Annotated in this window: 21 protein-coding genes; 13 read left to right on the forward strand and 8 right to left on the reverse strand. The window is 54.2% G+C overall.

Going from position 1 to position 20,532, the window contains the following annotated elements; translation table 11 throughout:
• Window positions 1–9: 9 nt before the first annotated feature.
• From VH86_RS14345 to nthA, 6 genes are all read right to left on the reverse strand, one after another.
• The gene (locus tag VH86_RS14345; protein ID WP_045833288.1) at window positions 10–909 is read right to left on the reverse strand and encodes an alpha/beta hydrolase; all 900 of its coding nucleotides are present in this window, start codon (window positions 907–909) and stop codon (window positions 10–12) included.
• Between the two features lie 192 nt (window positions 910–1,101).
• A complete protein-coding gene (locus tag VH86_RS14350; RefSeq protein ID WP_052696616.1) occupies window positions 1,102–2,088 on the reverse strand; it encodes a HoxN/HupN/NixA family nickel/cobalt transporter in 987 nt (328 codons plus the stop codon).
• Between the two features lie 17 nt (window positions 2,089–2,105).
• Window positions 2,106–2,564 (reverse strand): nitrile hydratase accessory protein, encoded by a 459-nt coding sequence (locus VH86_RS14355; protein WP_045816690.1) that lies wholly within the window; start codon window positions 2,562–2,564, stop codon window positions 2,106–2,108.
• A complete protein-coding gene (locus tag VH86_RS26360) occupies window positions 2,557–2,928 on the reverse strand; it encodes an SH3-like domain-containing protein (protein ID WP_082082864.1) in 372 nt (123 codons plus the stop codon). The genes VH86_RS14355 and VH86_RS26360 overlap by 8 nt, the downstream gene beginning before the upstream one ends.
• Before the next feature lie 6 nt (window positions 2,929–2,934).
• The gene (locus VH86_RS26365; protein WP_045816691.1) at window positions 2,935–3,237 is read right to left on the reverse strand and encodes an SH3-like domain-containing protein; all 303 of its coding nucleotides are present in this window, start codon (window positions 3,235–3,237) and stop codon (window positions 2,935–2,937) included.
• A 13-nt stretch (window positions 3,238–3,250) separates the two neighbouring features.
• Window positions 3,251–3,835, reverse strand: coding sequence for a nitrile hydratase subunit alpha (gene nthA / locus VH86_RS14370; RefSeq protein ID WP_045833289.1), 585 nt, complete (start codon window positions 3,833–3,835; stop codon window positions 3,251–3,253).
• A 466-nt stretch (window positions 3,836–4,301) separates the two neighbouring features.
• Between nthA and VH86_RS14375 the strand changes: the two genes are divergently transcribed.
• The 6 genes from VH86_RS14375 to VH86_RS14400 all read left to right on the forward strand — a co-directional run bounded on the left by VH86_RS14375 (window position 4,302) and on the right by VH86_RS14400 (window position 9,614).
• Window positions 4,302–5,537, forward strand: coding sequence for an ABC transporter substrate-binding protein (locus tag VH86_RS14375; protein ID WP_045833290.1), 1,236 nt, complete (start codon window positions 4,302–4,304; stop codon window positions 5,535–5,537).
• 12 nt (window positions 5,538–5,549) lie between these two features.
• Window positions 5,550–6,419, forward strand: a complete 870-nt coding sequence (locus tag VH86_RS14380; protein ID WP_045816693.1) for a branched-chain amino acid ABC transporter permease — start codon at window positions 5,550–5,552, stop codon at window positions 6,417–6,419.
• Window positions 6,419–7,450, forward strand: a complete 1,032-nt coding sequence (locus VH86_RS14385) for a branched-chain amino acid ABC transporter permease (RefSeq protein WP_045833291.1) — start codon at window positions 6,419–6,421, stop codon at window positions 7,448–7,450. Before VH86_RS14380 ends, VH86_RS14385 begins: the two co-directional genes overlap by 1 nt.
• Window positions 7,447–8,178: an ATP-binding cassette domain-containing protein gene (locus VH86_RS14390; protein WP_045833292.1), complete on the forward strand. Its 732-nt coding sequence runs from the start codon at window positions 7,447–7,449 to the stop codon at window positions 8,176–8,178. The genes VH86_RS14385 and VH86_RS14390 overlap by 4 nt, the downstream gene beginning before the upstream one ends.
• Entirely contained in the window at window positions 8,171–8,875 is a 705-nt protein-coding gene (locus tag VH86_RS14395; protein WP_045816696.1) for an ABC transporter ATP-binding protein, read from the forward strand. Before VH86_RS14390 ends, VH86_RS14395 begins: the two co-directional genes overlap by 8 nt.
• Before the next feature lie 148 nt (window positions 8,876–9,023).
• Entirely contained in the window at window positions 9,024–9,614 is a 591-nt protein-coding gene (locus VH86_RS14400) for an ANTAR domain-containing response regulator (RefSeq protein WP_045833293.1), read from the forward strand.
• Window positions 9,615–9,654: 40 nt separating this feature from the next.
• Here the strand turns inward: VH86_RS14400 and VH86_RS14405 are convergent, their stop codons facing one another.
• A complete protein-coding gene (locus tag VH86_RS14405) occupies window positions 9,655–10,596 on the reverse strand; it encodes a helix-turn-helix domain-containing protein (protein ID WP_045833294.1) in 942 nt (313 codons plus the stop codon).
• Between the two features lie 118 nt (window positions 10,597–10,714).
• On the reverse strand, window positions 10,715–12,109 hold the full coding sequence (locus VH86_RS14410) for an amidase (protein WP_045833295.1): 1,395 nt from the start codon (window positions 12,107–12,109) through the stop codon (window positions 10,715–10,717).
• Window positions 12,110–12,335: 226 nt separating this feature from the next.
• On the opposite strand from VH86_RS14410, the gene VH86_RS14415 reads away from it, so the two are divergent.
• The 7 genes from VH86_RS14415 (at window position 12,336) to VH86_RS14445 (ending at window position 20,424) form a co-directional block, all read left to right on the forward strand.
• Window positions 12,336–13,757: a hypothetical protein gene (locus VH86_RS14415; protein ID WP_045833296.1), complete on the forward strand. Its 1,422-nt coding sequence runs from the start codon at window positions 12,336–12,338 to the stop codon at window positions 13,755–13,757.
• Window positions 13,758–14,090: 333 nt separating this feature from the next.
• A complete protein-coding gene (locus VH86_RS14420; RefSeq protein ID WP_045833297.1) occupies window positions 14,091–15,296 on the forward strand; it encodes an SfnB family sulfur acquisition oxidoreductase in 1,206 nt (401 codons plus the stop codon).
• A 9-nt stretch (window positions 15,297–15,305) separates the two neighbouring features.
• On the forward strand, window positions 15,306–16,508 hold the full coding sequence (locus VH86_RS14425) for an SfnB family sulfur acquisition oxidoreductase (protein WP_045833298.1): 1,203 nt from the start codon (window positions 15,306–15,308) through the stop codon (window positions 16,506–16,508).
• Entirely contained in the window at window positions 16,505–17,866 is a 1,362-nt protein-coding gene (locus VH86_RS14430; protein WP_045833299.1) for an LLM class flavin-dependent oxidoreductase, read from the forward strand. The genes VH86_RS14425 and VH86_RS14430 overlap by 4 nt, the downstream gene beginning before the upstream one ends.
• Before the next feature lie 20 nt (window positions 17,867–17,886).
• Window positions 17,887–18,687 carry a MetQ/NlpA family ABC transporter substrate-binding protein gene (locus tag VH86_RS14435; RefSeq protein WP_045833300.1) on the forward strand — a complete coding sequence of 267 codons (801 nt, stop codon included), beginning with the start codon at window positions 17,887–17,889 and terminating at the stop codon, window positions 18,685–18,687.
• Between the two features lie 2 nt (window positions 18,688–18,689).
• Entirely contained in the window at window positions 18,690–19,790 is a 1,101-nt protein-coding gene (locus tag VH86_RS14440) for a methionine ABC transporter ATP-binding protein (protein WP_045833301.1), read from the forward strand.
• The gene (locus tag VH86_RS14445; protein ID WP_045833302.1) at window positions 19,774–20,424 is read left to right on the forward strand and encodes a methionine ABC transporter permease; all 651 of its coding nucleotides are present in this window, start codon (window positions 19,774–19,776) and stop codon (window positions 20,422–20,424) included. Before VH86_RS14440 ends, VH86_RS14445 begins: the two co-directional genes overlap by 17 nt.
• Window positions 20,425–20,532: the final 108 nt, after the last annotated feature.

Here is a 20,532-nt window from a genome sequence, read left to right on the forward strand (position 1 = left end):
TTCGTCATGTTATTTTATCTGCGACATTTCCAGCAGCGCCTCTTCCATTGAAGCACCAAACATTTGTCCGTGGGAAAGTCCTGGAAAGAGTTGGTAGCGTGCAACCGCGCCGTTCTCTGCCATATCCTCGATAGTGGTGCGTACTGCGCGCAACACTTCAGGCTCTGCCGTGTTGCTATCGCTGCGGCGGTCGCCATTCCCTTCCATCAGAGTGATCTGCTTATCACTGGCTTTTCGGGTCTGCATCTCACCTAATAAAGAATGGTACCCCTGGCCGATCGACGGGCTGGCAGCGAAATAACGCGTAAACACCGGAGAGGAGAGGTAGCTGTCGAGTACAAACAACCCGCCGTAGGAGTGTCCCCACAGCGCACGTTGCTGATGATTGATATGCAAACCTTTCTCCGCTGCGGGCAAAATACGCTGCTCAAGCAATTCGCGGAATGCGATGCTTCCGCCGCCCTTGCGACCGCGGCTGAAGGTGTATCCTGCATCGCCATGTTCTTTATCAGGCGGGGTGTAATCGAAAGTTCGCGCGTTGACATCAAACGGCAGGGTGGTTTGATACCCAACCACCACCAAAACCGGCGGGTTACCTGACGAGAGTTTTTGCAGCAGCGGGTCACTGAGTCTGTCCATCACCGCGTTGCCATCCAGCATCGCGATGACTGGATAGCCCGAAGGTGGAGGGGCTTTATCTGGCACGGCAGTCCAAACCTTGTAATGCCGCAGGCCATCCGCCGAATCAAATCCGCGAAGAGAGAACTGGTAAAAAGCGGAGCCCTTGTCGGCGATATTGGGGCCGAGTGGCGTCATATTGGGGCGTGCAACAACGCTGGTGGCGACACTGCCAAGTAACAATAACAGCAGGCCAATGGAACGGTTTATCGCTGAAAATCTATAAGGCATTGAAATCCTAATAATCTGATTTGTTGGTGCACATCACTCCGCACCATAATGAGAATGATTATTAATTTCAATGATTTTTAACTCTCAGCAGTATGTGTCAGTAGGGATGTTTTGACAGGAAGGTCTGTCATTATCGGTAGGAATTCATTCGATCAGTTCCAATCAACAGGGCGGCACGAAGCCGCCACCGTTCTATAACGTACGACGCTTTGCCCGCTGGAAAAACACCAGCCATACGCCCATCGAAGTGACGATCAGCACCCAACCCATCTGGCTGATCACTGCCTCCATAATGCCGTCCAGTGCAGGAGAGATCAGCGTGTTGAGCTGCAACACCGTTGACACTTCGTAACAGCCAATCGCAAAAGCCACCACAATCGAAAGCGACGAAATGGCGAGGGTATAATTGAGACTGCGCATTGGATCGAACTGCGACCAGCGATACAGCTTCAACATCATGACGCCATCAGTGGTATCGATGAGCATCATGCCCGCGGTGAACAATAGCGGCATCAACATAATGTGGAGTATCGCTTCGCCGCCCGCAGCATGATTGGCCGACATGCCGAAAATCGCCACTTCGGTGGCGGTATCAAAACCAATGCCAAACAGAAATCCAATCAGGAACAGATGATGGCTTTTGCTCACCATGCGAAACAGCGGGGCGCACAGCCGGGTCAACACGCCATGGTGATGGCTTGCCTGCGGAACAGGGGTTGCATCGCCGCGCAGCAACCTCTGACGTTGACGAAAACATTGCCACAGCGTTCGGCTGTTAGCCCAGGCGAGCAACAACAGAAACGCGCCGGAGATCAGCGTGCTGATCATACCGCCGACTTCCTTGACGCCCGGAAACATCTGTTGCAGCGGTCGAGTGGTTAAGGCGAATATCAGGCAGGCGATCAGCACCACGGAGGCATGCCCCAGCGAAAACCACATTCCCGCCGTGAAAGGGCTCTTCCCCTCATTGCTCAGCTTGCGCGTGGCATTATCGATGGCGGCAATATGGTCGGCATCGACGGCATGGCGTAACCCAAACAGATACGCCAACAGCGCTACGCTGAGCGCGGCGGGTGAATGCTGAAACGTCACCAACGCCGTGCCGATCACCAGCAAGTTGAACAGCATCGCGCCGCTTATCACCGCCATGCCTTTCTGCTTATTACTCAGCACTTTCATAGATGCTCCCCAAATGATTATCCAACGGCGGCGAAGACCCGCAGCGGCTGGATTGATGGCGGCATTGCGTGGTGATCATGATGGTGGTGATGATGATGATCATGGTCATGTAAATGGTCGGGCGGACAGCTGGCGGCGGCGAGATCCACCGGGCTGCCGTGAGGGGTGTTGAGGAACGCCTGACGCCATTGCTCTTCACGACTCAATAATTCGGACCGCGGGATCAGATGATGCTGGGACAAGATCTTTTCCAGGCAACTCAGCCATTGCCGATAGTAAGCGGTGTGAGCACTTTCATCGCTGCGTTGTGGAGCGTGATGAATCTCCTGCGCAAATTGTTCCACCCATTGCGGCCAACTAAAATAGCCGCGCTGTGATAGCGCCACCGCGATAACAAAGGCATCGGCTTCCCACGGTTGTGCGAAAGCAGGATCGGCTTCTGTGACTTGAGCGATGATGGCATGCAACTCATCCATGCGTCGCCTCCTCAGTTTTGCCCTGAATATAGTCGGACCAGACGCTGAGATGAACACTGAAATTATCGTTGGTCTCTCCCCATAATTCAGCGGCGCTGAATTTCACCAGATAGACATACTGCGGCTTTTCCTGCTGATGCGCGACCAGTGCATCGGGAAACACGCAGGCACCGTAGTTCGCGACAATCACCCCTTTTTTACCGCGCGCATAGCGAGGCAAACGTGTATGACTGAGCGGATTCAGATTCTGCGTAATAATGGTGTCGCCGGGTTGATATTCAGGAGCGACATCTACCGGACGATGATAATTAGGTGGCGTGGTGATTAAATCGAGATAGCCTTGCGGTGAATAGGTGTTCATCATAAGTCCTCAGGCAGAGAGTTCAGTGAGACGCTGTTGTAATTCCTGCTCGGTAAATACACCTGTCTTACACATCAACTGTTCAATCGCAAACAACCAGTGCTCGTAATAGCTCGACTGCAAATATTCGGTCACCGGCATTTTTTCGATTTCATAGCGAAAATCATCCAATACGATCTTTCCGCTCATGAAAAAGACCAGCGTGGTGGCGAAAATATCTTTTTCCCACTGGCTGTGAAAATTAGGTTCGTTGGCCTCCATTTCAATGGGGCCTAAATTCTGCATGCCGCCGCAATCGTGGATATTATTCATGGCTGCTCCCCGCTTAAAGAATACGTGTACCGATCATTGAATCCCGGGTGACTAATTGGGCTAAGGCGTTTTCATCCAGCCCCTCACTGTGAGCAGGCGGCTGTGGCAGGACGAAATAACGGATTTCTGCGTTGCTGTCCCAGACGCGAATCTCTTTGCTGGCGGGGATATCCGTACCAAATTCCGCTAAGACTCCACGCGGGTCGATGACTACGCGCGAGCGATAAGGCGTGGATTTAAACCAGATGGGAGGCAAACCCAGTACCGGCCATGGGTAGCAGGAGCACAGTGTGCAAACCACAATGTTGTGCACGCTATCTGTGTTTTCCAGCACATGCAGTGTGGCCCCTTCAAACCCGGCAAAGCCCAGTTCGTTAACTGCATCGCGACCGTTTTCCAGCAAACGTGCTTTGAACGCGGGATCGCACCAGGCTTTTGCTACCACCTGCGCGCCATTGCGTGGGCCGACTTTGGTTTCGAAATAGTCCACGATGGTGTCAGTCACGTCCTGGCTCAGGAAACCTTTTTCTGACAAGAGGGACTGAATAGCACGGATCTTTAACGCAGCATCAGATGGTAATACGGAATGGTCCGACATTGTGACTCCTCAATAAGATGATAGGGGTGAGGACGATCAGGATTTAAAACGGTAATCCATCTGTAAATTACATCTTTGTTCAGACCGCCATCTGCTGTGTTTTATCGGACAGCGTCAGTGACTGAATTTTATTTGCACCGAAAGAGTGCCTGTTGCTGTGTTTAAGTGCATTAAACAAGTCAGTGAATAAATAAAATGTCGCTATTTGATTGTGCTCTTTAAAGTGGCTGGCGGATTAAGCCCAGCTCTGAACTCGCTGGTGGCCAGTGGAGCCAGTATATAAATAACCTGGGCATTCATTTTTAATTTCTGGCCCGGTTATTGCTAATCTCAATGACATGCCCCAATGCTGTGGCTCTTGATTTCCATTTATGCAGACAGTGCAGTCTGCTGCTCATCTCTGTTTCTTCCGGTTCCCGGAATACTCCATCTCTATTCATTCCAATAACTTCATTGCGAGGGTGCTATGGCTATTAGTCGTCGTTCATTTCTTCAGGGATCTGCCGTATCGGCATTAGGCCTGGCAGCAGGGGTTGCACCAACATTCACCTTAGCCGCTGACAGCAAAGACGCTATCAAAGTGGCGAGCATTCTTGACCTCTCGGGCGGACTGGATATTTACGGCAAACCCATGTCCAACGCCATCAATCTGGCCGCGGATGAGATTAACGCCGCTGGAGGATTATTAGGCCGACCGCTGCAAATCATCAATTACGATGCGCAATCCAACATGCAGCTCTACGCGCAATACGCCCAGCAGGCCGCGCTGAAAGACAAAGTGGCGGTGGTGCACGGCGGCATTACTTCCGCATCGCGCGAAGTGATTCGTCCGGTATTGGATCGTTTCCGTTCCCTCTATTTTTATCCTGCGCAGTATGAAGGCGGTGTGTGTGACCGCAACTACTTCTCATCCGGCTCCACACCTGCGCAGACCGTGGAAAAACTGGTGCCTTATGCGATGAAAAAGTGGGGCAAAAAAGTCTATGTAGTGGCAGCGGATTATAACTACGGCCAGATTGTTTCATCGTGGGTGAAGAAGTCGGTACGTGATAACGGCGGGGAAGTGATGACGGTGGAGTTCTTCCCGCTGGATGTGACTGACTTTGGTGCCGCGATTTCAAAAATCCAGAGCGCTAAACCTGACATGGTGTGGTCAGCCCTGGTCGGTGGTGCGCATATCTCCTTTTATCGCCAGTGGCACGCCGCAGGTATGAGCAACAAAATCCCCATCGCTTCCACGGTGTTTGGCGGCGGTAATGAACACATCATCCTGTCACCTGAAGAGAGCAACGGCATTCTGGTGGCGGCAAATTACATGCAAGAGATCCCGTCTGCTGAGAATAAAGCCTTCGTGGATAAATTCCATGCACGTTACGGCGACATGTACATCAGCGACCTGGCGATGGGCGCGTATCAGGGCATGTTGATTTGGGCCGAAGGGGTGCGTAAGGCGGGTGATATTGACCGCATGAAAGTGATCGAGGCACTGGAATCAGGCGTCACATTGACGTCTCCAAGCGGCCAGTTAACGGTCGACCCCACCACGCATCACTGCTCGCTGGATGTGCACATTGCCGAGGTAGAGAACCATCAGATGAAAATTCTGGAAACCTTCACCAATCAGGCACCGGTTGATACGGCAATGGTGTGCGACCTGAAGAAAAACCCACGCGATACCAAACAGTATCAGATCGAGTTGTAACGGGAGCCCTGTATGGATCTGTCGATTATCTATGGCATTGAAGTGCTGAATGCCATCGCGGTACTGGTGATTATGAGCCTGGGCCTGGCGGTGGTCTTTGGCATGATGAAGATCGTCAATATGGCGCACGGCGAATTTATGATGCTGGGCGGCTATAGCGCAATCATGGCTACCAACCACTTTGGCGTGCCGATCTGGATTTCGATGCTGGTGATTGCACCTCTCAGCGTCGGGGTTTTTGGCATCGTGATTGAGCGCGTCATTATTCGCCATCTGTATGGCCGGATGATCGACACCATGCTGGCCACCTGGGGTTTGAGCCTGGCGCTGATTGGCGCTGCCACTATGCTGTTTGGCAATACCACGCTGGGTATCAGTTCGCCGCTGCCGAGCGTCAGTGTCGGCAGCTACAGTACCAGCGGCTATTCACTATTTATGATTGTGTTTGCGCTGTGTCTGGTGGCGGCATTGTGGCTGCTGCTGCGTTTTACCACGCTGGGTTTATGCGCGCGTGCCACGATGCAAAATGCACGTATGGCGGCGGCACTCGGCAGTAATCCCGGCAAAATTTACAGCCTGACATTTGGCCTTGGCGCGGCACTTTCGGGGTTGGGTGGCGCGTTGCTGGCACCGATCACCGGGGTGATCCCGACGATTGGTGTCAGCTTTATCGCCAAAGCCTTTATTACGGTGATTGGTGGAGGGAGTGCCATTATTGCCGGCACGCTTTCATCCTCCACGCTGTTCGGCACCATTTCGCAATTGGTCACCTATCTCTCCACACCCGTGTTTGGAGCGGTGGCGTTGTTGTTAAGTGCCATCGTACTGCTGCGTCTGCTGCCGCAGGGCATCACCGGCCGCTTCTTCAGGAGATCGCTTTAATGAAACTGTTCTCAGAAAAAGTGCGCATCGTGCTGAGTGCGCTGATGCTGATCCTGCTGGCATTTTGGCTCTCTGGCGTGATTGAGCTTTACACCTTGCTCTCTATCACGGTGTTTCTGGTGATGGGTTTGTTGTCACTGAGCCTGGCCTTTATTTGGGGTTACGGCGGCATCCTCTGTTTTGGTCAGGCGGCATTTTTTGGCCTGGGGGCGTATACCTACGCCATTTGCGCCATTAACTGGGGTGATTCCACCTGGGCGGTGGTGATGGCGATCTTTTTGCCCACGCTGTTCTCGCTGCTGCTTGGTTACGTGATCTTCTACGGCGGCGTCAGTGATGTGTACCTCGGCGCGATCACGTTAGCCGTGAGCCTGGTGCTGTTTAACTGGGTGAACTCCACCTCGGGCAGTGAGTACCACATTGGCGAAGCGCTACTGGGTGGATTCAATGGTATTCCGTCAGTGCCGACACTTAACTTGCCATTCCAGCCAGATGCCATTTTGTCACCGGAGGCGATCTTTATGGTGACGGCTGGTGCGTTGGCGCTCTGCTATGCGCTGCTGAAGTTTGTGCTGCTCAGCCGCTTTGGCAAAACGGTGGTGGCCATTCGGGAAAACGAACAGCGCGCGGGTCTGCTCGGCTACAACGTGCCGGCTCATAAGCTCGTCACCTTTGCCATTGGCGCGGCAATGGCCGGGTTAGCGGGATGCCTCTACGTCAACTGGGGTGCCTTTGTCAGCCCCGGCGTGTTTAGTATCAGCCAGTCGGCACAGATCATCATTTGGGTGATTGTCGGAGGGCGCGGCACGCTGATCGGTCCGGTGATCAGCTGTGTGCTGTTGCAGTGGATGGTGACGCGGCTGGGAGCGCAGCAGACGGTGGACGTCAATCTGGTATTGGGCGTCATTCTGGCGGTGTTTGTGCTGCTGATCCCCGGAGGCATTTTGCCGACCCTACAACGATTGGGGCGGCGTAAGCGCCTGACCACGTCAACCCCATCCCGCACGCAGGTGAGTGAGGTGAAACAATGACGGCAACAGTCCTGTTAGAAACCCGCAAAATGGGCGTCAGTTTTGGCGGTGTGCATGCCGTTAAAGCAGTGGATTTCACTCTGCATGAGGGAGAGCTGCGCTGTCTGATTGGCCCTAACGGTGCGGGGAAGAGCACCTTTTTCAAAATGCTCAGCGGCCAGGTGACGGCCACGCGCGGGGAATGCCGCTACCGCGATCAGGTGATCTCCGGTAAACGCCCCTGGGATATCGCACGGCTGGGCATCGGCATCAAAACTCAGGTGCCAAGCGTATTTGAAGGGTTAAGCGTACGGGAGAATCTCTGGCAAGCAGCGGCGAACAAGCTGGCGAAAGCGGCGCTACCCGCCGCGATTGATCAGGTGTTGCACGATATCGGACTGCAGGATCATCAGGATGCCGTGCTTTCTGAGCTGGCGCACGGGCAGCGTCAGTGGGTGGAATTAGGGATGATCCTGATTTCACGTCCTCAGTTGGTGCTGCTGGATGAACCCGCCGCCGGCATGACACATCAGGAAGTACGCAAAACCGCGCAACTGATTAAAGCCATCAATCAGCAGAGCACCGTGGTGGTGGTGGAGCACGATATGGAGTTCATCAGCATGATCGCGCAACAGGTCACGGTATTTAATCAGGGCGCGGTACTGGCAGAAGGGAGCTTCCGCGAAGTGACGCAGAATCCATTGGTGAAAGAGGCGTATCTCGGCAATCTGGAGATTAAACATGCTTGAAATTAAAGAGATGGTCTCGGGCTATAACAAAATTCCGGTGTTGCACCTGTCCGAGTTGTTTGTTGGGGCGAAATCCTTCACCGGCGTGTTAGGGCGAAATGGCATGGGAAAAACCACGTTGTTACGCACCATTATGGGAGAACTCCCGGCCTGGCAAGGGACCCTTGCGCTCAACGGCATTGATATCACGCGCTATCAGGCGCACCAACGGGCGTCGGCGGGCATTGGATTTGTGCCGCAGGGGCGGCAAATTTTTCCGCTGTTGACAGTGGAGGAGAATCTGCGCATGGGCTGCGTGAAGCATTTTTCCCGCGCGGGTCAGATCATCGAACAGATGCTGGAGATTTTTCCGCGTCTGAAACGTTTACTGGCCCAACCGGGCGGCGCGTTGTCTGGCGGCGAGCAGCAGTTGCTGGCTTTGGCGCGCTGTCTCTGCGGGCAGCCACAACTGGTGTTGCTGGATGAACCCACCGAAGGCATTCAACCGAATATTTGTGAGGAGATCATCGAGACGCTGCAACGGCTGAGGCATGAAATGGATATCTCGATCATTCTGGTGGAGCAGGATATTGAGTTTCTGTATGCGCTCTCGGATCGGATCCATGTGATTGAAAAAGGTCAGATTGTGCAGCAGATTGATCCGCGCACCCAACCAAGTGCGGCTGTTGCCGAGCAATATTTAGGGTTTCATGTTTAAGGGTTTGCTCACCTGCACGGGCTGTGCGGGTGAGCGGATTCGCCTCCGCTGTCGCTATCGACACAACATCCGGCAGTGACAACACAGCACCACCGCATTGACTCATTTAACGTGATGCTTCCTCTTTCAGGATGCACACAGGTGAAACATGAATGAGTCATCACTGCTGACCTCTCTTGCAGGTGTCCGATTGCATATTTTCCATCCTGACTCACAGAGCGTGCGGGCCTTTTGCGCCTCTCTGGCACAACTCGGCTGTCATGCACAGCAAAGCTGGCCGCCGGTGGCAGATCTTCCGGCGGATAGGCAGCTTTTGCTGGTGGCGATTGAAAATCATCATGAAGCGGTGCTGACGCGCCTGTTTAGCGCACTGAAGCACTCTCACATACCGACCATTGCTTTGGCGAATTGCCATGATGCACGGTTGTTTCCGCTGTTATTAACGTTACAACCCATGGCGATTGCTGAGCGAGAACTCAATCCGTTTGCTCTGATTGTGCAGATGATTGGTACCTGGCAATCCGCGCAGCAACAGGTGCAATTGCGTCATGAACTGCTGGCACGACAACAGCGCACGGCAAGAAATGAACGCCTGGCGCAGGCCAAAGGCGTGCTGATGCAAAATTTTGGTTTGGATGAATCCGGCGCCTATCGGTTGATGCGCACCGAAGCGATGAACACACGCAGCAGCCTGGAATTCACGGCCGAGCGCGTGATTAATCAGCTTGAAAAAGGGTAAGGCTGGTGGGACTTGCGGCCTGAAGGCCGCATCCGACAGCTTATCGTGACGCTTCAGTCTGGCGTAAAAGGCTGCTGGGGGTATAACCAAAGGCTTTGCGAAACGCCAGACTGAAATGCGACATGTCGCTAAAGCCATGATCCAAAGCCACCTGCGTGATGTTACGCGCTTTACCCTCTGCCAGTGCTCTGCGGCATGACAGTAAGCGCTCCTGCCAGACGAAATTCATCGGCGTCGTACCGTGCGCGGCAAATACCCGACTGATGGTGCGTGGGGAAACATGGTGTGCATTGGCAATTTGCGCCATTGTAAGCTCGGCTTCGTGCAGATTCTGCCGCAGATAGCTCACAACCCGCGAATAGAGATCCGGCTTCAGCGCATCATCCCCTTTCTGCAGATTGACGCTAACCGAGATCATATTGATCAACGTGTTAGCGAACTGCTCGGCAAGAAAGCCATTTTCACATTCGGCGTTGAAAATAAAAGCTTCCTGCAACAGTTGCTTAAGCGATGTCATGCCGGGGCGTTGCAGATCCAGCGTTTTCCCTGCCAACCGGGTGATGGCGGGTGCCTCTTTTTCAATCATTTGTCGTGGAAGATGCACAATATTGATTGCCACGTTATCCATGGTGAAATCAAAGGGTGTGGCGGCATCGTAGATCACAACATCACCCGCGCTGACGCGCGATTGATTTTCATTCTGACGCAACGTGCCACTTCCAGAACGGACATAGCCAAGATAAAAGTCATGGTTAGGATGGCGACGAATGCACTCTGGTGTTCGTTGCCACACCAGTGCGGTTTGTGACACGTGATGGGCGATATCGACATGACCCAGCATGGAGTAACTAAAGCTACCGGAGAATGCACCTGCGTGGGTCTGCCGTGCTTCTGCTTTAATCAGGCGCGAACAGACAGCATCGCGCCAGGCATCAAAACGATGGCGATTATCCAGATGATCGGTGGTGAAAGTTTCTTTCATAGTTACGTCCCCTAAACCTGGCGAAAAAGGGCGAAATCAGGACAAATCAAGCAAATTTCAGGCCATAACCACATAAAAAAGCCGCGTTGATTAATCAACGCGGCTGGCGCGGGGAGTGTTACAGGGCAGGATGTTTTTTATGCCATTCAGTCACTTGCTGGTACGCCCAGGCCCCCTGAATCATCGCGGTTTCATCGAAATGCGCGGCGACTAACTGGAAGCCAATCGGTGCACCCGCCGCCGTCATGCCACAGGGCAATGTGATGGTGGGATGCCCGCTGGCGTCAAATGCACTGGTATAGCGCAACACGCCATTAAACAGTGCCTGATCGGTACCAAAACGGGTCATGGTATCCCAGGTTAATCCGGCGTAAGCGGTGGCCGGTGCCAGGATCAAATCAACCTGTGTAAACAGGGCGGAAATATCACCACGCAGCGCGGCACGGCTTAATAGCAGGCGTTGATACTCCAGCGCGGTCACCTGATGACCTAGATCGAGCAGACCCGACAAACCTGGACCGTATTTCTCTTTCTGCGCGGGATACGTTTCTTCATGCGCCAGCGCGGTTTCGACTGCACAAAGGGCGCTCCACTCGGCTGCGGCCTTTTCGGTATCCGGCACGGTGATTTCTACCATGGTCGCACCCAGTGACGTCAGAGTCGCAATCGCTGACTCCAGTGCGGTGCGTGTTTCCGCATCCACCTTCTCCAGCGCCCAGTTTTTATCGATGCCGATGCGCATTTTGCTGACGCCGCGTGTCATCATCGCCAGATAATCGGGCACGGGTTCGCTGCTCGAGGTGGGATCTTTGTCATCACGCCCGGCGATAGCCTGCAGCATGGCCGCCGCATCGGCGGCTGATCGCGCCATTGGCCCAATATGGTCAAGCGAGGCAGCCAGTTCACAGGCACCGTGGCGCGTGACGCGCCCCCAGGTCGGTTTGATGCCGGTCAGGCCGTTGGCGTTGGAAGGAAAGCGAATTGAACCACCGGTATCCGTTCCGATCGAACCAAAGCACAGGCCAGCGGCGGTTGCCACGCCAGAACCGCTTGAAGAGACGCCCGTCCAGAGTGCGCTCCCCCATGGGTTGTTCGGGCGAGTGATGTCGGGATGGTGATCGGCAAAGGCACTTTCTGTTTGCGTGAGTTTGCCGAGGATCACGGCTCCGGCAGCACGAAAACGATCAACCACCGTTGAGTCTTCTGCCGGGTAATGATCTTTATGGATGATCATGCCGTGGCTGGTGGGCGCATCTTTGGTCCAAATCAGATCCTTCAAGGCAATGGGAACGCCATGCAGCGGGCCGCGCATTTGTCCGGCGGCAATTTCTTTATCTGCTTCTGCGGCTTGTTTCAACGCGCTGTCTCGCATGACATAGAAGAAGCTGTGCAGATCACTATCAAGCATATCGATACGCGCCAGCATCGCTTCCGTGACTGCCACTGAGGTGATGTCACCTGATTGAATCAGGCGTCCAATTTCCAGCAAGCTTTTGTAGTGCAGGTTGTTCATCGCGACCGTTCCTCCGGGGAAAAGGGCTGCCTGTAAAGCAGACAATGTGTTGATCAACAACCTAAATCAGACTTACGGGCTCGGCTGTGTTTAAGCAGACAGATGCTGTGCCAGAAGTGCCAGCGGCATATTCGGCTGCTGACGTTAAGCGGATGGAATGGAGATTAAAGCCTGGAAAAGTGGTGCCGATAACCCTAAGGAATAGTTCACAAGAAGGATTATTTTAATGCTAAATGGGATTGGCAACAGCGTATTACGCAACCTGATTTCCGTAGGTTCAAACGTAAACACCACCGCGAACAGTACAGCAGCACAAAGTCACTTGCAGGCAGAGGCATCGACTAAAGTCACCTTCAGTGAGGTAAGTGAAGCAATAGCGGCAATTTATAAAATTGTGCCGGCACAGGTGCAGAACAGTGGGGCTTTGAGCAGCAATTTACAGGCGCAACTCAACGCGGCGTCGCAGTCGGGTGGCGTTGGCATGAGTGGTATCGGCAGCAGTTTGCTCAAGGGCTTAAAACAGAGTAGTGACAACGTCACTTTGAGTGTGCCCGCTACCGCAGCGACCAGCGTCGCCAGCAGCAGCCAGAGTGCAGTGGCACTCACTGTCACCACACAATCGGGGATTGAGGTGAGTCTGCAAATGACGCGCCAACAGGGCGGATTGGTGGTGGAGCTGAATACCAGCGGGGGTAAACTCAACCGTGATGAAGCTGCAGCCATCAGCCAGCTCTCCGACGGCTTGCAAAAAGCGCTGGACGGTTTGGATGCAGGGAACACGCAATTAGATATCAGCGACCTGATGAAGTTTGATAGCGCGCAATTGAAAAGCGTCGATCTGAAGACCGATCTGCGCAATGGCAACAATGTGACGCAATCACTCAACCTTCACGCGGACGATAAAGAGCGCTGGCTCGGTTTTCACAATGGGGATGTCAGTATCAAACTCGATACTGATGTGTCAAAGCTGACTCAGGCAGGCAGCGCCGAACAGCAGGCGGCCGCACTCGATCAGTGGTCCGCCAAATTTGATCAGGCAGCAGCGCGTGGGCACGGCGATCGCGACATGCTGGACCTCTTTAAGGCCAGTTTCCGCGCACTGAATACCACGGAAGGACAGGCAAGCCACAGCATAAACACGCAGCGAGTGATCGCCATTGATGCCAATGCTGCTAAAAACGGTGCCATTAGCGGGTTAGCCGATTTCTCTGCCAGCTATCAGCAGACGCCACGCTCTGATAATCCCTATAAGCCGGAAGAGCAGGACACTTTTTCATTAGAGGTTGCGCAGCAAACTCGCTCGCAGCAGCATACTGATACCCAGGATTTGACACAGGATACGCTGTTCAAACTCAAAGCCAGTTTCCACACCGCACTCGATTCTGACGGGGCAGCGAAACTGACTGCACTTAAGTCATCACAGAATTACCGCTACCATCTGATTGACGATGAAGAGCGTAGCCAGACCGCGGTTTCGCAGAACAAAAAGGGGGAGCTGACAGCGCAAACCACGCAGCAACTCACCCAGCATGAAACGGTAAAAAGCTATCAGCAGGCGAAGCTGATCGACAGTATCGAAATACCACACAGCGAAAAAAAGGTCTCTTCGCTGAACTACGCTCGTGCGCTGTTTGAGCGAGAGAATTAAGCAGGATGCCCAGCGTACTCTATATCGGCGTTGGGCATTAATTTAACTTAATGCGTTTTTTAACCATACATAGCGTTAATTGCTATTAAGGTTATTTTCAGTTTTTTCTGGCTAACTATCAGCCACTCACATTCTATTTCGCCCTTCTTCAAGCCTTCCTTTTTCCATATCTGATTAATGAAAACGGATTGCTGGATATAGCATAACCCCGCTATTTACTTGCTTTATTCCCGCTGATTATTATCGCGATCAATTCGTTATTAATTCTACGGCTCGCTGCATATTTAAACGCGGGCTTGTTGTTCACTGAGCGATAAAGAAGTGAAATCAACCATGACGCAAAAAAGTCACGTCTATGAGCCACATGCTGCGGTGATAACCTCGGATGCCGAAGCCATCGCAGCCGCAAAGCATCTGGCCGAACAAGCGCTGGCGGGTGCGGTAGATCGCGACCAGCAGCGCATTTATCCGCGAGAACTCCTTAATCAGTTCACCCAGATGGGGCTGGGCAGTATCAGCGTGCCGCGCGAGTTTGGCGGCGGCGGATTGTCGTTCCAGACCGTGGCAGAAGTTTTTCGTGTGATCTCGGCCAGCGATCCCTCACTGGGTCAAATTCCACAAAATCATTTTGGCTTAATTCAATTCATTCTCGGCGAAGGTAGCGCAGAACAGCAGCAGTTTTTACTGAGCGAAGTGGTACTGGGTAAACGTTTGGGTAATGGCGGGCCGGAGAAAAACACCAAACACACGCGAGATGTACAGGCACAACTGGTGGCAACGTCACAGGGTTTGCAGCTGACAGGCGAAAAGTTCTATTCCACCGGCGCGCTGTTTGCGGACGTCCTTGCTACCACCGCTATTCACGGCGAACAGGCGGTAATGGCGTTTATTCCACTGCCCGCTGAAGGGGTGGAAATTATTGATGACTGGTCAGGTATCGGACAGCGCACCACCGCCAGCGGCACGGTGAAATTGCAGCAGGTCAGGGCGGATGCGGCGCTGACCATGCCGCTGCCTGTCACTGATAAACCCACGCTGCGCGGTGCGGTGTCTCAGCTGATTCAGGCTGCGATTGATGCCGGGATCGCACAAGGTGCACTGGATGAGGCACTGGCGTTTGTGCGCAGCAGTTCCCGTCCATGGGTCGATGCGGGAGTGAGTCGCAATGCCGACGATCCTTATATTCTCGCCGATGTCGGGCGCATTAGCACCGAGCTAAGCGCAGCGAATGCCCTGCTTAAACGCGCCGCTCGCGTGATTGACAGCGTTGACCAGCAGTCACTCACCGCTGAAAACTGCGCGCGCGCCTCGATTGCGGTAGCAGAAGCCAAAGTGCTCACAACAGAAATCGCACTGAGCGCCAGCGAGAAATTGCTGGAATGGGGTGGCAGCCGCGCCACGCTACTGCGTCATGGCCTCGATCGCCATTGGCGTAATGCGCGCACCCATACGTTGCACGATCCCGTCCGCTGGAAACATCACGCCATCGGTAACTACTACCTCAACGACGTGCTACCTGCGCGTCATGCCTGGATTTAAGGAGTCAACATGACGCAGGTTTCCCCAAAGCAGCTGGCACAGCGCATCAGCAGTGCGGCACAGGCGCTGGATGTGGCGCAGCAACTGGCAACACGCTTTCGCAGCGGTTCAGCCCAGCGCGACCATGCACGGGAATTGCCGCATGCAGAGTTGCAGCTCTATTTCCAGTCAGGGCTCGGCGCGATCACCGTGCCTCGAGCCTATGGTGGCATTGCTATCTCTTCGGCCGAACTGGCTGAGATATTTGTGATACTCAGCGCGGCGGATGGATCAATTGGGCAGGTACCTCAGAATCATTTTTATGCGCTGGAAGTGCTGCGGATTAACGGCAGCGAGGCGCAACAGCAGCGACTGTACGCTGAAGTATTAGCCGGAGTGCATCTGGGCAATGCCTTAGCGGAGTTTAGCTCGCCCTCCGCGCACCAACGCACCACGGCGATCGCGCAACAAGCTGAGGGACTGCGCCTCAATGGCGATAAGTTTTATGCCACTGGCGCGCTGTTTGCCGATCGAATCCCTACGCTAGCGCTAGCCGATGACGGTAAAGAGCAACTGGTGTTTGTGCCGCGACAGCAAGCGGGCGTTGTGGTGATTGATGACTGGAGCGGTTTTGGTCAGCGAACCACGGGCAGCGGCAGCGTGCAGTTCCGTGAGGTCGTGATTGCGGCAGAAGATGTGGTGCCATTCCAGACGGCGTTTGAACGCCCGACGACCGTTGGCCCGTTTGCGCAGATCATGCATGCCGCGGTTGATCAGGGAATCGCGCGCGAGGCGTTTAACGACCTACTCCGTTTTGTCCGTGAACGCGCGCGGCCGTGGCCGGACAGCGGGCTAGAGAAAGCCAGCGAGGATCCGCTCACGCTGGATCGCATTGGTCGTCTGGCGGCACGACTCAGCGCGGGTGATGCGCTCCTGGCAATCGCCGGAGATGCCGTCGATGCCGCACAGCGCGACAGCAGTGCTGAAAACGTTGCGCTTGCCTCGGTGGAGGTAGCGAAAGCACGGGCCTGGACCACAGAGGTGTCGCTGGAAGCGGGAAATTTACTGTTCGAGTTGGGCGGATCGCGATCCAGCTTGCGTGAGCACAATCTGGATCGCCATTGGCGTAATGCGCGAACTCATACGCTACACGATCCGGTGCGTTGGAAATATCCGGCGATCGGCAACTATCTGCTTAACGGCGTACTGCCGCCGCGTCGGGGGACAATATGAGTCAGAAGCAGATCTTACTTAATGCTTTTAACATGAACTGTGTTGGGCACATCCATCATGGCATGTGGACGCATCCACAAGATCGCTCCGTGGATTTCAATTCGCTGTCCTATTGGCTGGATTTGGCGCGATTGCTGGAGCGCGGCCTTTTTGACGGCCTGTTTATTGCTGACATTCTCGGTGTTTATGACGTGTATCAACAGGGGATTGGATTGACCGCAAGTGAGTCAATTCAGTTACCGGTTAACGATCCATTAATGCTGATATCAGGCATGGCTAGCGTGACGCAACATCTTGGTTTTGGTGTGACAGCAAACCTGAGTTATGAAGCGCCATATCCTTTCGCTCGCCGTTTCTCCACCCTGGACCATCTCACTCAGGGCCGCATTGGCTGGAATATCGTCACCGGTTACCTCGATAGCGCCGCACGAGCAATGGGGCAGCATCAATTACAGGCTCACGACCGTCGTTATGACCAGGCAGATGAGTTTCTCGACGTGGCTTATCAATTGTGGGAAGGCAGTTGGCAGGATGATGCCTTGCAAGCGGACAAGGCTAAACGGCTCTACGCTGATGCCAGTAAGATCCATGCCATCAACCATCAGGGCGAATTTTATCAGGTGCAGGGCTATCACTTGAGCTGCCCGTCACCACAGCGCACGCCGCTGCTGTTTCAAGCCGGTTCATCAGCGCGAGGCGTACAGTTTGCTGCACGTCACGCCGAGTGCTCATTTGTGAATGCGGCTTCGCCTTCTGCCATGCGTGAACAGTCTCAACGCCTACGGCAAGCTGCAGTGGCAGCGGGGCGTCATGCTGACGATCTCCGCATTTTTATGGGCGTTAGCGTGATCGTGGCACCCACCGAACGCGAAGCGCAGGAAAAGCAGCGTAGCTATCTCGAATACGCCAGTCCTGAAGCGGGCCTTGCCCATTTCTCCAGCTCTATTGGCCTCGATCTTGCGGCCTTTGGACTGGATGAACCGATACAAACGGGTGATACCCGCGCGATCGAATCCGTCAGTAAAGCTTTTAGCGGCTGGACACGACGCCGTTTGCTGGAGCAGCACGCGATGGGGAGCCGTTATCCGCTAATTGTCGGCAACCCGTCGCAGGTTGCAGATGCGCTAATCGAGTGGATCGACGAAGGTGATATTGATGGCTTTAACCTGACGCGCATCCTTAACCCGCAAAGCTACCGCGATTTTATCGACTTGGTGGTGCCTGAATTACAGCAGCGTGGCCGCTATAAGACGGCTTATCAGCCCGGCAGCTTACGGCAAAAAATATTCCACCAGCAGGACCGTTTGCCCGACCGCCACCCGGCGGCGCGCTGGCGGCCTGCCAATAACCTTCGTTAATTTAACCTCAGGGATTTGATATGAAAATTGCACAGGTACTGGCGCTTAGCGCCTCGATTTTGACCTTCGGCGCTTTTGCCGCCAATGATTACAGCGGCCCGCTGAAAGTCGGCACCACAGCCGCCTTCGCGCCACCGCTGGAAACTGCGGTGGCCGAAGCCAAAAAACAGGGGCTTGAAGTGCAGCTGGTGGAGTTCACAGACTGGACAGCACCCAATGTCAGCGTTGAGAACGGTGACATCGACGTGAACCTGTTCCAGCACAAACCCTTCCTGGAAAACGCCAATCAGCAGGGCGGTTTCCATCTGGTGCCTTATGCACCGGCGATCATCAATAACATCGGTCTTTATTCGAAAAAACATACTGCCATTGATCAGATCCCTGACGGCGGTACGGTGGCGATTGCCAACGATCCCATTAATGGCGCACGCGGTTTATTGCTGTTGCAGAAGGCAAAACTGATCACGCTGAAGCCGGGTGCGGGTCTGAAATCCACCGTGGATGATATTGCCAGCAATCCGAAGCACCTGAAGATCATCGAAGTTGAAGCGGTACAGCTGTCGCGTTCGCTGGATGAAGTCGATCTGGCGCAGGGCTATCCGCACTATCTGCGTTTGTCGAAAACCATCGATCCGAACAATGCGCTGCTGTTTGATGGCCTCGAACATCCTGAGTATGTGATTCAGTTTGTGGTGCGCGAAGGGCATCAGGACGATCCGCGCCTGAAGAAGTTTGTCGATATTTACCAGCATTCCCCAGTGGTGCGCGCCAAACTGGATGATTTCTACGGCAAGCTCTATCAGCCTGGCTGGAGCCAGTAAGGATGGTGAGCCTGACCATTCCCGGCGAGCGTGAGGCGCTGTTGACGCCCACCATGGACGCGCCTGGCAAGGTGCACGTGCAGATCCGTGGGCTGAGCAAACGTTATGTCGGACAGACGCAAGAGGCGCTAAAGGGCATTGATTTGCAGGTTAAGCGCGGTGAAATTTTTGGCATTATCGGCCGCAGCGGCGCGGGTAAATCGACGCTGATCCGCTGCCTTAATCGTCTGGAAAATCCTACGCAGGGAACGGTGGTGATAGACGGTATCGATCTCAGCCGTTTAACCGACCGCGAACTGGTGGCGTGGCGTCGCCGCACCGGGATGATCTTTCAGCACTTCAACTTGCTTTCGGCCAAAACGGTTCGAGAAAACATCGAGTTGCCGTTAAAAGTAGCGGGGGTGCCCGCAGCGCAACGGCGGCAAAAGGTTGATGAGTTACTGGCGCTGGTGGGATTGGAAGAGCGTCAACATGCGTGGCCAGCCCAACTTTCCGGTGGCCAGAAGCAGCGTGTTGGTATCGCGCGCGCGCTGGTGCATGATCCAGAATTGTTGTTGTGCGATGAGGCGACCTCGGCGCTCGATCCCGAAACGACGCGTTCGATTTTGACGCTGTTAAAGAAAATCAATCAGCAGCGGCATATCACCATTGTACTGATCACCCATGAAATGGATGTAGTGCACGATCTCTGCCACCAGGTGGCGGTAATCGATCAGGGTGAAATCCTGGAGCGCGGTCCGGTGTGGCAGGTCTATAGCGATCCGCAACAGGAAACCACGCGGCAGTTGCTCAACCCGCAGTTTGCGGCGCTGCCCGAAGCGCTTCAGCCGCTGTTGACACCGACGCGCCAGCAGCCAGATTCACGTTTATTAGTGCGTTTACGCTACAACGGTCAGGGTGCACAGCCCGATCTGGCGGCGATCAGCGCACGCGTGCCGGGTGCGTTAACGCTGATTTATAGCGCGGTCGAGTGGGTTGAGCGTAAGCCCACCGGGCAACTGCTGTTGCTGCTGGATGCCCATCATGATGCGGCGCAGGTATATGACTTGCTGACAGACTCAGCGGATCAACTGGAGGTAACGGGTTATGTCACTGAGTCTTGATCGTTTATGGACGGGTTTGCTGGATACGCTGTTGATGGTCGGCGTCTCATCACTCTTAGCGCTGGCGATTGGCTTGCCAATGGCGGTGATTTTGGTTGTAACGGGTCGCGGCGATCTGTTTCCCAGCCCCGTGTTGAATCGGGTTCTGGGTTGGGTGGTGAATCTGTTTCGTTCGATCCCCTTTTTGATTTTGATGGTGGCACTGATTCCCTTCACCCGCTGGATTGTCGGTACCACTTATGGCGTTTGGGCGGCAGTGGTGCCACTGACGCTTGCCGCCACGCCTTTTTTTGCACGCATCGCTGAAGTGAGCTTGCGAGAAGTGGACAAAGGCTTGACCGAAGCGGCGCAGGCGATGGGATTTCATCGCTGGCATATTGTCTGGCATGTGCTGCTGCCGGAGGCGCGTCCCGGCATAGTGAGTGGCTTTACCATCACGCTGGTGACGATGATCAATGCTTCAGCTATGGCCGGTGCCATTGGTGCAGGCGGATTGGGCGATCTCGCCTATCGCTACGGCTATCAGCGCTTTGATATGCAGGTAATGTTAACGGTGATTGTGGTGCTGGTGGCATTGGTGACGCTGCTGCAGTTTTTTGGCGACCGACTGTCGCGACGGCTGAATCATCGCTGAGATAGGGAAAAAGCTCAATACGTTGTGCTGCGACCAAGTGTATTCACCACTGTTGCGACGTCGCTAACCCCGCACACCATCCTCGCGCTAATGTAAAACGTTCGCTCA

It is taken from the genome of Pantoea sp. BL1 (assembly GCF_000963985.1).
GTDB lineage: Bacteria > Pseudomonadota > Gammaproteobacteria > Enterobacterales > Enterobacteriaceae > Pantoea > Pantoea rwandensis_B.

Bases quoted from the DNA above. Each gene is read 5' to 3' on its own strand.
- VH86_RS14440 (WP_045833301.1), top strand. From the start codon at position 18,690: ATGGTGAGCCTGACCATTCCCGGCGAGCGTGAGGCGCTGTTGACGCCC.
- VH86_RS14395 (WP_045816696.1), top strand. From the start codon at position 8,171: ATGCTTGAAATTAAAGAGATGGTCTCGGGCTATAACAAAATTCCGGTG.
- VH86_RS14380 (WP_045816693.1), top strand. From the start codon at position 5,550: ATGGATCTGTCGATTATCTATGGCATTGAAGTGCTGAATGCCATCGCG.
- VH86_RS14420 (WP_045833297.1), top strand. From the start codon at position 14,091: ATGACGCAAAAAAGTCACGTCTATGAGCCACATGCTGCGGTGATAACC.
- VH86_RS14430 (WP_045833299.1), top strand. From the start codon at position 16,505: ATGAGTCAGAAGCAGATCTTACTTAATGCTTTTAACATGAACTGTGTT.
- VH86_RS14350 (WP_052696616.1), bottom strand. From the start codon at position 2,088: ATGAAAGTGCTGAGTAATAAGCAGAAAGGCATGGCGGTGATAAGCGGC.
- VH86_RS26360 (WP_082082864.1), bottom strand. From the start codon at position 2,928: ATGATGAACACCTATTCACCGCAAGGCTATCTCGATTTAATCACCACG.
- VH86_RS14390 (WP_045833292.1), top strand. From the start codon at position 7,447: ATGACGGCAACAGTCCTGTTAGAAACCCGCAAAATGGGCGTCAGTTTT.
- VH86_RS14400 (WP_045833293.1), top strand. From the start codon at position 9,024: ATGAATGAGTCATCACTGCTGACCTCTCTTGCAGGTGTCCGATTGCAT.
- VH86_RS14355 (WP_045816690.1), bottom strand. From the start codon at position 2,564: ATGGATGAGTTGCATGCCATCATCGCTCAAGTCACAGAAGCCGATCCT.
- VH86_RS14375 (WP_045833290.1), top strand. From the start codon at position 4,302: ATGGCTATTAGTCGTCGTTCATTTCTTCAGGGATCTGCCGTATCGGCA.
- VH86_RS14410 (WP_045833295.1), bottom strand. From the start codon at position 12,109: ATGAACAACCTGCACTACAAAAGCTTGCTGGAAATTGGACGCCTGATT.
- VH86_RS14345 (WP_045833288.1), bottom strand. From the start codon at position 909: ATGCCTTATAGATTTTCAGCGATAAACCGTTCCATTGGCCTGCTGTTA.
- VH86_RS26365 (WP_045816691.1), bottom strand. From the start codon at position 3,237: ATGAATAATATCCACGATTGCGGCGGCATGCAGAATTTAGGCCCCATT.
- VH86_RS14415 (WP_045833296.1), top strand. From the start codon at position 12,336: ATGCTAAATGGGATTGGCAACAGCGTATTACGCAACCTGATTTCCGTA.
- VH86_RS14385 (WP_045833291.1), top strand. From the start codon at position 6,419: ATGAAACTGTTCTCAGAAAAAGTGCGCATCGTGCTGAGTGCGCTGATG.
- VH86_RS14425 (WP_045833298.1), top strand. From the start codon at position 15,306: ATGACGCAGGTTTCCCCAAAGCAGCTGGCACAGCGCATCAGCAGTGCG.
- VH86_RS14435 (WP_045833300.1), top strand. From the start codon at position 17,887: ATGAAAATTGCACAGGTACTGGCGCTTAGCGCCTCGATTTTGACCTTC.
- nthA (WP_045833289.1), bottom strand. From the start codon at position 3,835: ATGTCGGACCATTCCGTATTACCATCTGATGCTGCGTTAAAGATCCGT.
- VH86_RS14445 (WP_045833302.1), top strand. From the start codon at position 19,774: ATGTCACTGAGTCTTGATCGTTTATGGACGGGTTTGCTGGATACGCTG.
- VH86_RS14405 (WP_045833294.1), bottom strand. From the start codon at position 10,596: ATGAAAGAAACTTTCACCACCGATCATCTGGATAATCGCCATCGTTTT.